This is a genomic window from Fibrisoma montanum, assembly GCF_003583365.1.
Taxonomy (GTDB): domain Bacteria; phylum Bacteroidota; class Bacteroidia; order Cytophagales; family Spirosomataceae; genus Fibrisoma; species Fibrisoma montanum.
The window spans coordinates 69466-82576 of sequence record NZ_QXED01000009.1 but is presented as its reverse complement, the minus strand read 5'-3'; the positions used below and the strand labels follow the sequence as shown (position 1 = coordinate 82576).

Below are 13111 nucleotides of genomic sequence, written 5' to 3'. Positions count from 1 at the left end.
AACAAAAACCGTTTCCCATCAGTTAGCCAACCAACAACGCTTTCAACCAATCGTATTTATGTTGTACCCGCTTACCTTCGAGCCGATCTTCAAAGACAAAATCTGGGGTGGTCAAAAGATTAAAACAATTCTGGAAAAGGACTTTTCGCCCCTGCCCAACTGCGGTGAAACCTGGGAGGTTTCGGGGGTTGACGGTAACATTTCGGTGGTTGCCGAAGGGGCACTGAAAGGAAAGAACCTGAAGGAACTGGTGGGCGAATACAAAGAAAAGCTGGTTGGTGAACACGTGTACGAAACATTTGGCGATACGTTTCCGCTGCTGGTGAAGTTCATCGACGCCAACGACGACCTGTCTATTCAGGTGCACCCGAACGATGAACTGGCGAAAGAGCGGCACAACAGTTTGGGCAAGACCGAGATGTGGTACATCCTCGAAGCCGACGAAGGCGCGAAACTGAATTCGGGATTCAACCGGGAGGTGACGAAAGACGAATACGTAAAAGCCGTAGCCGATAATACGCTGACCGATATTCTGAACATGGAGGATGTGCACGCGGGCGACGTATTTTTCCTGCCGGCCGGCCGGGTTCACTACATTGGTAAGGGGATTCTGTTGGCCGAAATCCAGCAAACGTCCGATATTACGTACCGCATCTACGATTTCGACCGTACCGACGATAAAGGCCAGAAACGCGAACTCCACACTGAACTGGCCGTCGACGCGATCAACTATCACCACTACGACGACTACAAGACCCGGTACGAGAAGAAACGCAACGAGAGCGTGAACGCCGTAACGAGCGATTACTTTGTCACGAACGTACTGAACTTCGACCAGGAGGTTCTGCACGACTACACACACGTTGACTCCTTCGTGATTCTGGTCTGCGTAGCGGGGGCGCTGACGGTTCAAACCGAAGGCGGCTACAACGTACCGCTGAAAATGGGCCAGTGTGCGCTGATCCCGGCGTCGATCAACTCGGTGACGCTCGTACCGGACGGCGACATGACCGTGCTGGAATCATACGTACCGTAGCTTTTTTGTCAGGGATTCGACGGGCTGGGACCGAATTCGGTCAGGATGGTAGGGGGAGGCTGATGGCGTATGCGATCGTTAAGAAGCTGCACTGTCTGGAGCTGGACCCGGTTGGCATGGATGCGTAACCCATGACCAAAAGTAAGACCAACCAGCGATCCCCACACCAACGGCGAGTTCAGGGTGGCTGACCGTCCGTTTGCCCGTTGGATCCCGAACAGCAACACGCGAGGTAGCAGAAAGCTGATGCTGAGCGTATTGACCAGGCCAGCGATGTAATTAACCCGCCGATTGTATTGCAGCCCATCTTTCACATCCTGATCGCCGAGCCGATCGGCCAGTTTCATCAGTTGTCCGGCCGGATGGAGCTGGATACCCCGGTACGTATATTGGTTACTCAATCCCCGGCGAACAAGGCGTATCGTATCGGTCAGTGACAACGGGCGGACCTGGAACCCTTCGTCGAACAGGGGGGCGTAGTAATCGGCGGATTGACCCCGGAGAAACTGATTGTGCGACCGTACGGCTTTTTCGTACTGGCGGGCACGTTGTCCGGTCACGATCAGCGAGCCATAGAAAAGCCCGATTCCGCCCAGCATCATCGACAGGTTGGTTTCAGGCCGGTTCAGGGGTGTGAATAAGCCGCCCATGAACAGCCCGTAACCAACTGCATTCATACCGACGTTCACGTGTTGAGCCTGCTGCCCCCGCCGAACGTACTTCCGGGTGGTAGGGTTGGTAGAGCGACGGAGCAGGGGGCGTAGCTGCATGTCCGACAGCCCACTGGCGTAGTGGTAGTCGTAGCTACGTCGGAACGACAGAAAAGCCTGTTGTTTAGTGAGATGAATGGTATCCGCCAGGGTCAGCGAATCCACCTGCGCCAGTACCCGTTGTTCCAGCCCCACACCCAACAGCATCAACACAAAGAGAGCACGTAGCGAATGCTTCATACAGTAATCGTCTGATGATGAACAAATCTAATCAGACGTTAATATACCAAATACCAGCGATTTTTGAATCAGAGCTTAACGGATTGTTGCCTTGACAAAGCGGCTGACTTTTTGCGATGCAGAACGAGTCTCTGATCTGTTGGTATTACCGAAAGGTCGAACCTGCAAGCTGTTTGTTGCCCGGTGCCGCGCTTCGCAACGTATTCCGCAGCAGTGTGATGCCTGTCCCCGGTTTGCGCCAGGTTTCCATCAGGTCGCGGTATTTGGGGTTCACCGGCTGGAAATACGACCCCAGCAGGATATCCTCGTCGCCATCCTGATCGATATCCCCGGCGTCCATCGTCAGCCAGCGCCCGCGACCGGCCTTCAGGAACGTTCGAGGGCGGAAGCTGAGCTTACCTTCATTCTCGAAATACACGAATCCCTGATTAGGCTGCTGCGAAAAATCCGGGAAGTAGGCGATGGCCGCGAGGTCGATGTCGCCGTCCTGGTCAAAGTCACGGGCTACAACCTTACTGGCGCCGTGCATGGGATAAAACCAGGCCTGCTTAAAGCGGAATTGCCCGTTATTCAGAAAAATACGGACCCCGTGGTACGCTTTCGGGACGATCGAATAATCGGCGTTGTCGCCGTTGGTGTATACGAGGTCCTCGTCGCCGTCGCGGTCAACATCGGATAGGGTAACGTAGCTGGAGCCATAGACCGGTGGAAAGCGAAGCACGGTTTCTTTGCGGAAAAAACCGTTGCGCAGGTTATAGAACACGGCGACCTGCTCATCGCCCTGCGTCAGCAACGCCACAATGTCGGGCCACCGGTCGCCGTCTACGTCCCGAATCAACGTTTGCCGGGCACCCGGTACGGCCTCAATTACGTGCGTCTTATACCCCGAGGATAGCTGTTCATGCCAGGTTAACTGGCCGAAGTAATTCCCAAACTGACAGACCACTACGTCTTCGCGACCGTCGCGGTTCAGGTCGGCAAAGGCCGCATCGACGGGCCGCTGCAGGGTCTGGATGCGGGGCGCAGCCGGTTGGCGGGTATTGGGCAGGTGAAGCCACTCGCCGGTCTGCTGGTCGTTCGGGTCCATCAGGCCAATGGCGAGCAGGTCGAAGCTACCGTCGCGGTTGGTGCGCAAACCAACGGGCGGACTGCCGACCCGGGCCGAATCCAGGCGCTCCAGCCGGTCGTTGAATGCGTACAAATGACCTGATCGGTCGCCTGCCCAGATGCGGTGCGACAGCGAGTCGTACTGCAGGAGCGTAACCATTCCGTTGAGCGTACCGGCTGGAGTCTGCGCCTGAAACAGAGGAAGTTCGGTCCGAACGGGCCGGTGAGCCGGCTGGGGGCGGGGTGTTTCCGGGGCTTCGGTCTGGTAGTAGGTTACAATCTTTTGCCAGTCGGTAGGATGAATCACCGGCGTTGTTGGAAACAGGCCGGAAGCGATCACGCGTTGCTGTTCGGTCGGATCAGCGATTGTCGAGTAAAAGGCCATCTGCTCGGTAGAAACCCCCAGCCGCAGGGCCATATTGGGCAAAACGCCCTGCTGCCAGGTCTTTTTGTCGAGCAGCGACGGATCCGGAAACTGGTGGCAACTGCTGCAATGGGCCTGCGCCAGTTGTTGGCCTGTCAGCTGGGTAGCTTCGGGTGTGGCCGTTTCGGTGGCCGACGACGACCGGCACGCCAGCAGGCTGGCCTCTAAAAGCAGCGCAGTGAAGGAAATCACGAAAAGACGCAAAGACGACATTCAACAAAAATAAGGGTTTTAGGCCGTATACATCATACGCGTTGAATAGTACTATACGAATAATAAATAGACGTAGCTTTTTTTGGGGTTTTGTTGACTTGTAGCCTTTTTGCACACGGATTTACATAACACCATTTCTACCACCGTGAAAACGTACTTACTGATGATGAGCTGCCTGCTGGCAGTACCGGCACTTGTGTCTGCACAAACGGATACCGAAAAAGCGGTCATCGATTCCATTAACCGAACATTTACATACCAGACAGGCGTCATCGCACTTAACAACGGGATGGCGAAGCTGACGGTCCCCAGGGGTTTTAAGTTTCTGGATGCCGATCAGAGCCGCCGGGTGCTGATTGACTTGTGGGGTAATCCCGCTGATGTAGCCTCATCAACGCAGGGGATGCTGTTTCCGGAGCAGGGCGGTCCGGTAGCCGATCAATCGTGGGCGTTCAACGTGACCTACGACGAGATGGGCTACGTAAAGGATGAAGACGCTGACGAAATTGACTACGAAGACCTGCTGAAAGACATGCAGGAAGGCACCGAGGACGAAAGTGCCGAACGGGTCAAGAACGGCTACCCGGCCATTGCGCTCGTCGGCTGGGCATCACCTCCATTCTACGATAAGGAGCACAAAGTGCTGCACTGGGCCAAGGAAATCAAATTCGGCGATAGTGCTACGGTCAATACACTTAACTACGACGTGCGCATTCTCGGGCGGAAAGGCGTTATCAGCCTGAATGCCATCGCCGGTATGAACGAACTGACGGCCGTGAAGCAGCAGATTCCGGGAGTGATCGGCAGCGTAGCGTTTGAATCAGGTAACCAATACACCGATTTCGACCCGAAGCTGGATGAAGTAGCGGCCGTTGGGATCGGCGGGCTGGTGGCCGGAAAAGTACTGGCCAAAGTAGGGGTCTTCGCCCTGATTGCCAAGTTCTGGAAGCTGATCCTGATCGGGGTGGCTGGAGGGCTATCGGCCCTGCGTAAGTTGTTCGGCGGTAAAAAAGTAGCTGATGAACCGGCGGGAGAAGCTTCGTAACTAACTGATTGTGTTGATAAATTGGGTTCTATACCGGGTGTTGTCCTGTTTCGACAACACCCGGCTTTTTGTTTTGTGCCGCCTTTGCCCAAACTTGCGTCAGTATAGCTACGTAAACCCACCTGTTGCGGTATGAACTGTTTTGTCGGGGTCGACATCGGAACCACTAATGTCAAAGCCCTTGCCCTGTCGGCGGATCTGGGCCGGATTGTTGCGCATGCGTCATCACCCGTTACCACCCTCACGCCCGAACCGGGATATGCCGAACAGGACCCCGACGAGATCTGGCAGGCGTTCAGCCGGGTGATGGCCGAGGTAAGCCGGGAGGTGGCCGCCGATGGCAGTACCATTACCCACCTGGCGTTCAGTTCGGCCATGCACAGCCTGTTGGCCATGGACGTTGATGGAAACCCCCTCAGCAAGGTCATTGTCTGGTCCGACAACCGCGCCGAAGCCCAGGCCGACGCCCTTCGGAACGATCCTGATAAGCTCGGTCAGCTCCTCTATCAGCAGACGGGCGTTCCAGTGCATCCCATGCTGCCCCTCTGCAAGCTGGCGTGGCTGCGCGAACACGATCCCCGGCTGCTGCGTCGGTCGGCTCATGTTGGGTCTATCAAGGAGTTTTTGTGGTTTCGACTGACCGGTACGTTTGAGGTTGATTATTCCATTGCCACGGCCAGTGGGCTGTTCAATGCCATTGACCGACAGTGGAGTGAGGAAGCTATGCAGTTTGCGGGGGTTCGGCCTGATCAGTTATCGGCGCTGGTGCCTACCACGCACCGTCGGTCGTTGCAATCAGGTGCCTCAACAGCGGCACTGGGTTTGCCGGTGGGCGTCGAACTACTGATCGGAGCGTCTGACGGCTGCCTGGCCAACCTGGGAGCCGGGGCCGTTGATATGGGCATTACTACGCTGACCATCGGCACCAGCGGAGCCATTCGCCAGACCATCCGGCAACCGCTGCGCGATCCGCAGGGCCGGTTGTTCTGCTATATCCTGGATGAAGGGTACTACGTCGTCGGCGGGCCGACCAACAACGGGGGGAACGTTCTGGAGTGGTTGTCGGAGCGTTTTATGCGCCAGGAGACCGAGGCCGTGCTGGCGGAGGCTGAGCAGGTGGCGGCCGGGGCTGACGGGCTGCTGTTCCTGCCGTACCTGCAGGGCGAACGCGCTCCGCTCTGGGACGCACACGCGCGCGGAGCGTATCTGCACGTCGACTGGCAGCACACGCAGGCGCATTTCGTCCGGGCCGCTCTGGAAGGGGTGCTCCTGAACCTGCTCACCATTAATGAACTGCTGGCCGCTCAGATCGGTGCCACCCGGGTCATTCACGCGAACGGCGGCTTTGCCCAGTCAGCGTTCTGGGTGCAGATGCTGGCCGATATGGCCGGGGTTCCCGTGCGGCTCAACGCCAGCAACGAGAGCGGAGCCATTGGGGCTATTCTGCTGACGATGAAAGCCATCGGGCTGGTTAAATCGCTGGACGAAGCCGCTGATCGGGTCGAGTTTGGCGTTACGTTCGAGCCCGACGCAGGTCGCCATCGGCTCTACCGCAATGCGCTCCGGCGTTTTCAGGAGGCAGTCAAAACGGTGGAGTAGAAGGCTACCCAAACCACCGCCGACGCAGTACGTCAAAGAAGGCGGACGTGAACGGCCACCACGGCATGGTCGTAAACAGTTTCAGTTCTTCCGGCAGGCGGGTGTCTTCATCGAGGAATTTGAAAACTCGGTGCGGATTTTCCACGTACACCCGCGTAAAGACATCGTCGGCCGGGTGGCGGTGTTTCTCCAGTACGTTCAGAAAAACGCTGTCGTACAGTTTAAACCGCCGGCTAAACCACGTCGTCTGGCGGTTGGGTCGACCCGTCGCGACGAGATTATCCACAATAGCACGGAGGTAGCGCTGGGTCCGCTGGAAGGTGTAGCCGGTCGAGGCTTTGGTATATCCGCCCGCCGTTCCGATACGAACAATATGATCCGAAGGGTTTTCCTGCGTCGGTTCATCGGTCATGGGAATGACACCGGTTTCGACCTCACTGATCTGGTACGTTCGGGTATCGATGTATTCATCCACGGGGCCGGTGTCCTTGAGCCACTCCTGACCCTGAATTATGGTGCCCGTATCGATGTGCTGCTCAATATACCGGCGCAGTACGTTTTCGTAATCTTCTTCGGTCAGGAGCTTATCGTTGAACAGCGTGAACTCTACCAGCGCGGTTCGTTCGTCGAACGGCAGGACGTAAACAAACCGGCAATCGCCGTGCTGCTCTACCCGAAAATCCATAATGCGCGGGCGATCGGGGTCAAAGCAGGGCTTTTCGGTACGAATGACCCACCCCCGAAAATGCTGCAGCAAATTATGGTTTTCGGGCTGGTTCATTTTCAGGGCAAACGTACTGTCGAAAACGTAATCGGCGATGTAGGGCTCATCGTTGGCGATCACAAACCCACCCTGGGGGGTATCCTTAATCCGGTTGATGGTCGCCTGCTGAAACTCAATGTTGCTGTGAGCGCTCAGCTTTTCCCGCATAAAGTCGTAGAAGTCGATGCCGCGCAGCATCTTGTACTGATAATCACCCATATCGATCGGCCCGGCATAGGTAGTGCCGTGAAAATCGACCGTACGCCATTTCCGGAACACAATTGACTCAAATGGCCCGGCGCCCTGTTCCCAGAAACACCAGGTACGGTCGTTGCGATCTTTGGAATCACGGTCAAGAATCAGGATCGAGCGATCACTCAGGGGTGACTGACTCAGATAATACGCCAGACTTAAACCCGCCATGCCGCCCCCGGCGATGATGAAGTCGTATTTTTTCATGCGGCAAAAGAAAAGTCCGGAACGGATCGCCCGGACTTTACTACTAAATAACAGTTACGCCGAATTGTTTGCAACTATTCTGTTAAATCTACACCAGCACGTGTCGTTCGGCGTGGTAGCTCGACCGCACCAGCGGTCCGGATTCAACGTATTTGAGGCCGCGTTTCAGACCTTCTTCGCGGTACATGGCAAACGTATCGGGGTGAATCCACTCAATCACCTCGTGGTGCATCTTGGTCGGCTGCAGGTACTGGCCGAGCGTCAGGATATCCAGGCCGTTTTCGACCAGGTCGTCCATGGCTTTAAACACCTCGTCGTGGGTTTCGCCCAAGCCGAGCATGATGCCCGATTTCGTGCGCTGGCCATACAGCTTCGTCCGGCGAATCTGCTCCAGACTGCGTTCGTATCTGGCCTGCGGACGCACCCGGCGATACAGCCGTTCTACGGTTTCCATATTATGCGAAACGACTTCCTGCCCGGCCGAAATCATCCGTTCCAGGGCCTCCCAGTTTCCTTTTGTGTCGGGAATCAGGGTTTCAATCGTTGTTGTTGGCGACGCTTCTTTTACCAGTCGCACGGTCTGGTACCAGATTTCAGCACCCCGGTCTTTCAGCTCATCGCGGTTTACGGACGTAATCACGGCGTGCTTGACCTTCATCAGCACGATGGCTTCGGCCACGCGCCGGGGTTCGTCGGTGTCGTATTCGTTGGGGCGGCCCGTAGCTACAGCGCAGAACGTACAGCTCCGGGTGCAGACGTTGCCCAGAATCATAAACGTGGCCGTACCGGCACCCCAGCATTCGCCCATGTTCGGGCAGTTGCCGCTCTCGCAGATGGTATGCAGTTTATAGGTATCGACCAGTTTTCGAACTTTAGCGTATTCCGGGCCGATCGGCAGCTTCACGCGCAGCCAGTCCGGCCGTTTCTTACGTTGTTGTTCGGAGGGTATTACAGGTAGTTCGATCATGGCTCCACAATCCTTTCCAACAAAATTACTTTTCCCGCCGTAAAGTTCAAGGAAAAGGAGAAAGACGGGAGGAAAGGAGGAGAGGAGGAAAGGAGAGAGGGAGAAGGAAAGGAGAGAGGGAGGGAAGGAGAAAGGAATTGATTAGTCCCTTTTCTCCTTTCCTCCCTCCTCCTTTTCCTCCTTCAAACTTTTATTTCTTCGAGCCGAAGTAGAGCGTTACGTAGCCGGACGTGAAGAAGCTTCGGTTACCCTCATCCGGATTGGTGGGGTCGTTGCCGGGCATGATGATGATTTTTTGCGGGAAAAGTTCGGTCAGGAAGCCGATCTCGATGCCGGTCGTATTGGTGCGGAAGGTGCTGAGTTCGAAGCTCAGGGCCGTTTTTAGGTGAAGGCCGACCGTTAGTTTCGACTGGCCGATGCCCTGAAACAGACCGCCGGAGCCAACAGGGGTAGCGCCGATGGTAGCCAGTGAGGAGTAGGGAACGGTACGCGTTTGGTTGCCTTCCTGAATCTGCACGTAATACGGCTTGATGATACCCAGCGACGGACCGGCGGCTATGATGCCGCTCACGGCAACGCCCTCGTCGGGACCCCGTTCGAACAGCTTCACCTCCCGGCCATACTGCGGCCGCAACACGAACAGGTAGTTCTGCTTCCCGTCGATGTAGCGCGAGCCGGTAATGCCGTTGTTGGACTGAAATTCTTTCGGGTGCTTCACGTTGACCAGTTCAACGCTGAGGTACCGGTACTGCTTCATGCCGAACAACTGGGTAGGCAGGAGTTTAGCCTGCCGAAACGAAAAACCGCCCAGAATACCGGAATTCGTGTTTGTCGTGACGCCGTAGGTGGTGATGGTCTGGTAATTATCTTCGTCTGAGTCGAGATTCTGTGCCGAAACCCCGCCAGCAACCAGCAGACACCAGCCCAGCGCTACACTCAGTGCTTTGTATATCGTTCGCATTTTTGTAAAAATCGTGAATTAAAAGTACTAAAGTTCAACGAATTCCCAACATAACGCAGTAGTACTATTAGGGTAACCAATTCATAATTTTTATGTTTGGGTAATTTCAGTGGTTCAGCCTGTTACTCTGTTTGTTCAGGGTTACCGATGCCGGCTGACCGGCTGCTTACGTAAAAATCGAATCTCCAACATGCCAACGATTCACATTGACTATCTGGGCGATCTGCGCACCGAATGTACACACCTGCAATCGGGTACTACAATCAACACCGACGCTCCCACCGACAACCAGGGGCGCGGGGAAGCCTTTTCGCCGACCGATCTCGTGGCTAACGCGCTCGGTACGTGCATCATCACCACCATGGGAATCAACGCCCGGCGCGATGGTATCGACCTGAAGGGAAGCGAACTGACGGTCACGAAGGTGATGTCCAGCGATGCTCCCCGGCGTATTGCCCGCATCGAAATCCAACTGACGCTCCGGGCCAATAACAGCGACGGTCCTTTTCTGCCCAGCGACGATACCCGCGCCCGGCTGGAAAAAATTGCGCATACGTGTCCGGTAGCCATCAGCCTGCATCCAGATATTGTACAGGACGTAACGATCCGGTGGGAGGTTGCGGAAGCGGTCTGATTTGTGCAGCTTTATTTCATCGCTCTGTTGCCTCCTGCCGATATTCAGCGGGAGGTAACGGCTTTCAAACAAACCGCGCTGGAACGGTTCGGTTCCGGCCATGCGCTACGGTCGCCCCCGCACATCACGCTGATTCCGCCGTTTCGCAGGGATCAGACTGATTTCGCTCCCTTGCAGACGCTGGCCGATCGCCAGGTACCGTTTCCCGTATCGCTCCGTGACTTCGACCGCTTTGGCCGACGCGTTATTTTTGTCAACGTTCTGCCGTCCGAATTCTTATCCGCCTGCCAGCAGCAGATTGCCGAATTTTGCCGAACGACCTATGCTGTCGAACCCGACCGGCGACCTTTTCATCCCCACATGACGGTTGCATTCCGGGATTTGACGCAGAGCGCCTTTCCGGGAGCCTGGGCGTATTTTTCCGCTCAGTCTTACGACCGCAGGTTTACCGCCGATGCATTCGCCCTGCTTCGGCATACCGGCCAGGGGTGGGTCGTGGAGCAGCAGTTTATGTTTGGCGGGACGTAACTACCCGGTTGCTAACCCCGCCAAAAGCAGACTGAATTCGTTTACCGGCCCTGATCCTGGCTGGTCTGATTTCCCCGCTTTCTGAGCAGATAAACGAACCGCCCCTCGCCCCCTTCTTTGTCGGAAGCCAGCTGCCACGAAACTAATTCCCAGCCGTTGCGGGTCATGAAGTTCAGGGCGGCCATAACCGTCGGAAAGTCTATCGCAACACCATCGGGGCCACTGATAGCCGGCTGGTTGAACGGAGTAGCCGCAAAACGGGGCTGGCCGTAGTCGATCCAGATGCGGGTGGTCGATAACCCACCGGACCGGTTCGATCCAATCAGCTGGCAATACGTAATGTCTTTCTCGTTGATGTTAACCCCGCCCACCAGCACCTGAGCCGATGCCCGGGTGCCAAACAGGCTGATAAGCCCGATGAGTACCCATTTTTTCATAACAGATCGCAAGTTGAAACAGACTGTCATGTAGTAACGTCGGCTGATCCGACTGCTGTATATACCTTAACTCATCTGTTCACTTAGCCAGCTAAATAACCCTTTTCTGGCTTTCAGTCGAACCGTGTTCTCCGGATTGGCCGCGTTGAAACTGGCCAGGATGTCGGCTTCGTGCTGTTTGTAAAACTCCGGGTCAAAGTTGGCCTGGGGCAGGTGCTCCAGAACATATTGAATGGTTCGATGGTCGGTGATCCACTGGGTCCAGACAGCCTGCCGCTGCCGGATTCCTACCGTATTGACCCCAACAATGACCTGATCGTCGGCTTTGTAATAAAAGCGCATGGCTTTCCGGCCGTCGGCGTGTTCCCAGTAAAAGGTGCGCAGGTGGCTGTGGTCGCGGAGGTGCGCCGGGGCCAGGCCGTACGTCTGGTATTCAATGTCGAAGAACTTGGCCGAGTTAAAAAAGACGCCGGGTTGGTAGGCCGTCCGATGGCCCAGTATGGTTTGCGCAACGGTTTCGCCCATGATGCGGCCGGTGTACCAGATCTGTTCCAGCGCCTTGCGGCCGGTTGGGGGAGTGCGGTGCTGCACACAGTCGCCGATCGCATACACATCGGGCAGATTGGTTTCCAGGTACTGGTTTACCAAAATGCCCCGGTCGGTTTCCAGTGGCGTTTCTTTCAGGAGGTCGATGTTGGGCCTGACGCCCACCGCGACGCCCACAAACTGCGCGGGTAGCTCCTCGCCGGCCGTTGTCACAACCGCCCGAACGCGGCCGGTGCCGTCGCCGAGGATTTCCTGTAACTCGGTGTTTGTTCGCAGGTCTACGTGGTGTTCCCGAATGTGCCGACTCGCCAGCGCCGATTCGCCGTCGGGCAGTACGCTGTTCCAGAAGCTTTTCTCCCGCACCAGAAACGTAACGTGGATGCCGCGCGACAACAGCATTTCGCACAGTTCGATGCCGATCAACCCACCGCCAACGACCACCGCCTGTTTAATGCCTTTAGTGGCCGCTTCCATACGTTCCAGATCCGGAATGCCGTACAATCCCTGAACGCCCGCCAGCTCCTGCCCAGGCCACCCGAAAAAGTTGGGTTTCGATCCCACCGCCAGCACGAGCACATCGTAGTGCAGGCTGCCTTTCTCCCAGTAGACTTCTTTCTGGGCAAAATCGATGGATTCTACCGACTGCCGAACCAGCGCAATCCGGTTCTTCGCCCAGAACCAGTCCTCGTACGGTTTGGTATGATGGTATTCGAGGTGCCCCATGTAAATGTACATCAGGGCCGTTCGTGAGTAGAAGTGATCGGTTTCGGAAGAAATGACCGTAATCTGGTCATCGCTGTGCTTACGAATTTCGCGGGCAGCCGTAATACCTGATATGCCGTTGCCGAGGATAACGATATGGCGCATAGTGGCTAAATGTACGCAATTGCCGGCAGTTTGTATGTCGGCCAGCTGACAGATAGCCCGACTATGTGGAATGCAGTTTGAGGATACGTCTGCGCGCACTCCCCTGATTGTTGACGAACATCGGCGGTCTGACGTACCGTCAGACCGAAATATTCCAGCCAAGGTCTGACGGTACGTCTGACCGGACGAGACCGAACCGGGCTTAAACCAAAGCGGCCGGTTCCCGTGGGAACCGGCCGCTAACCTGCCTAAATGGCCCGGCCAAAATCCAGAAAATTAAAAAGTTACGGCGGTGATGGCGGCACTACGTCCGCTTTTCTTTCTTCATGTAGGTAGAGGCACCCGTACCGCGCCGGGCTCCCATCTTATGCAATTGCTGGGCTTCCTGCTGTGATACGATCTGTAAGGCCGAGTACTCCGTCTTGCCCGTGATGAGCGGGAAGCCAGCCACCCGCTGGGCTGACGAACAACGAACGCAGGTCTTGGTGCCGGGAACAGCTTTCAGACGCGCTTCAGGAATGGATTGACCGCACTTGATACAATACATAACGTTACTGAGTAGTACATTAATAAAA

13 protein-coding genes are annotated in these 13111 nt (G+C 55.9%); 5 read left to right on the top strand and 8 right to left on the bottom strand.

Annotated elements, in window-relative coordinates; genetic code table 11:
• Positions 1-58 precede the first annotated feature (58 nt).
• The gene (locus DYU11_RS26125; RefSeq protein WP_119670687.1) at positions 59-1036 is read left to right on the top strand and encodes a type I phosphomannose isomerase catalytic subunit; all 978 of its coding nucleotides are present in this window, start codon (positions 59-61) and stop codon (positions 1034-1036) included.
• A gap of 8 nt (positions 1037-1044) precedes the next feature.
• Here DYU11_RS26125 and DYU11_RS26120 read toward each other — a convergent pair whose 3' ends face one another.
• Positions 1045-1986: a hypothetical protein gene (locus DYU11_RS26120; protein ID WP_147368038.1), complete on the bottom strand. Its 942-nt coding sequence runs from the start codon at positions 1984-1986 to the stop codon at positions 1045-1047.
• A 145-nt stretch (positions 1987-2131) separates the two neighbouring features.
• Positions 2132-3730 (bottom strand): FG-GAP repeat domain-containing protein, encoded by a 1599-nt coding sequence (locus DYU11_RS26115; protein WP_119670685.1) that lies wholly within the window; start codon positions 3728-3730, stop codon positions 2132-2134.
• A 145-nt stretch (positions 3731-3875) separates the two neighbouring features.
• Between DYU11_RS26115 and DYU11_RS26110 the strand changes: the two genes are divergently transcribed.
• Together DYU11_RS26110 and DYU11_RS26105 are read left to right on the top strand one after the other, a co-directional pair.
• On the top strand, positions 3876-4775 hold the full coding sequence (locus tag DYU11_RS26110) for a DUF2167 domain-containing protein (RefSeq protein ID WP_229366054.1): 900 nt from the start codon (positions 3876-3878) through the stop codon (positions 4773-4775).
• A gap of 132 nt (positions 4776-4907) precedes the next feature.
• Positions 4908-6374: a gluconokinase gene (locus DYU11_RS26105; RefSeq protein WP_119670683.1), complete on the top strand. Its 1467-nt coding sequence runs from the start codon at positions 4908-4910 to the stop codon at positions 6372-6374.
• A 4-nt stretch (positions 6375-6378) separates the two neighbouring features.
• Here the strand turns inward: DYU11_RS26105 and DYU11_RS26100 are convergent, their stop codons facing one another.
• The 3 genes from DYU11_RS26100 to DYU11_RS26090 form a co-directional block, all read right to left on the bottom strand.
• Positions 6379-7596 (bottom strand): lycopene cyclase family protein, encoded by a 1218-nt coding sequence (locus DYU11_RS26100; protein WP_119670682.1) that lies wholly within the window; start codon positions 7594-7596, stop codon positions 6379-6381.
• Between the two features lie 88 nt (positions 7597-7684).
• Positions 7685-8563: a lipoyl synthase gene (lipA, locus tag DYU11_RS26095; protein WP_119670681.1), complete on the bottom strand. Its 879-nt coding sequence runs from the start codon at positions 8561-8563 to the stop codon at positions 7685-7687.
• Positions 8564-8753: 190 nt separating this feature from the next.
• On the bottom strand, positions 8754-9524 hold the full coding sequence (locus tag DYU11_RS26090; protein ID WP_119670680.1) for a hypothetical protein: 771 nt from the start codon (positions 9522-9524) through the stop codon (positions 8754-8756).
• 190 nt (positions 9525-9714) lie between these two features.
• Between DYU11_RS26090 and DYU11_RS26085 the strand changes: the two genes are divergently transcribed.
• Both DYU11_RS26085 and DYU11_RS26080 read left to right on the top strand, forming a co-directional pair.
• Positions 9715-10158 (top strand): OsmC family protein, encoded by a 444-nt coding sequence (locus DYU11_RS26085; RefSeq protein WP_119670846.1) that lies wholly within the window; start codon positions 9715-9717, stop codon positions 10156-10158.
• Between the two features lie 3 nt (positions 10159-10161).
• Positions 10162-10686 (top strand): 2'-5' RNA ligase family protein, encoded by a 525-nt coding sequence (locus DYU11_RS26080; protein WP_119670679.1) that lies wholly within the window; start codon positions 10162-10164, stop codon positions 10684-10686.
• A 41-nt stretch (positions 10687-10727) separates the two neighbouring features.
• Here DYU11_RS26080 and DYU11_RS26075 read toward each other — a convergent pair whose 3' ends face one another.
• From DYU11_RS26075 to DYU11_RS26065, 3 genes are all read right to left on the bottom strand, one after another.
• Positions 10728-11123 (bottom strand): hypothetical protein, encoded by a 396-nt coding sequence (locus DYU11_RS26075; protein WP_119670678.1) that lies wholly within the window; start codon positions 11121-11123, stop codon positions 10728-10730.
• Positions 11124-11189: 66 nt separating this feature from the next.
• Complete coding sequence (locus tag DYU11_RS26070; RefSeq protein WP_119670677.1) at positions 11190-12536, bottom strand: NAD(P)/FAD-dependent oxidoreductase; 1347 nt, start codon at positions 12534-12536, stop codon at positions 11190-11192.
• Between the two features lie 304 nt (positions 12537-12840).
• Complete coding sequence (locus DYU11_RS26065; protein ID WP_119670676.1) at positions 12841-13083, bottom strand: TraR/DksA C4-type zinc finger protein; 243 nt, start codon at positions 13081-13083, stop codon at positions 12841-12843.
• Positions 13084-13111 lie beyond the last annotated feature (28 nt).

Coding starts and splice junctions, on each gene's coding strand:
- DYU11_RS26125 (WP_119670687.1), top strand. CDS start 59: ATGTTGTACCCGCTTACCTTCGAGCCGATCTTCAAAGACAAAATCTGG.
- lipA (WP_119670681.1), bottom strand. CDS start 8,563: ATGATCGAACTACCTGTAATACCCTCCGAACAACAACGTAAGAAACGG.
- DYU11_RS26090 (WP_119670680.1), bottom strand. CDS start 9,524: ATGCGAACGATATACAAAGCACTGAGTGTAGCGCTGGGCTGGTGTCTG.
- DYU11_RS26105 (WP_119670683.1), top strand. CDS start 4,908: ATGAACTGTTTTGTCGGGGTCGACATCGGAACCACTAATGTCAAAGCC.
- DYU11_RS26070 (WP_119670677.1), bottom strand. CDS start 12,536: ATGCGCCATATCGTTATCCTCGGCAACGGCATATCAGGTATTACGGCT.
- DYU11_RS26075 (WP_119670678.1), bottom strand. CDS start 11,123: ATGAAAAAATGGGTACTCATCGGGCTTATCAGCCTGTTTGGCACCCGG.
- DYU11_RS26100 (WP_119670682.1), bottom strand. CDS start 7,596: ATGAAAAAATACGACTTCATCATCGCCGGGGGCGGCATGGCGGGTTTA.
- DYU11_RS26115 (WP_119670685.1), bottom strand. CDS start 3,730: ATGTCGTCTTTGCGTCTTTTCGTGATTTCCTTCACTGCGCTGCTTTTA.
- DYU11_RS26085 (WP_119670846.1), top strand. CDS start 9,715: ATGCCAACGATTCACATTGACTATCTGGGCGATCTGCGCACCGAATGT.
- DYU11_RS26120 (WP_147368038.1), bottom strand. CDS start 1,986: ATGAAGCATTCGCTACGTGCTCTCTTTGTGTTGATGCTGTTGGGTGTG.
- DYU11_RS26065 (WP_119670676.1), bottom strand. CDS start 13,083: ATGTATTGTATCAAGTGCGGTCAATCCATTCCTGAAGCGCGTCTGAAA.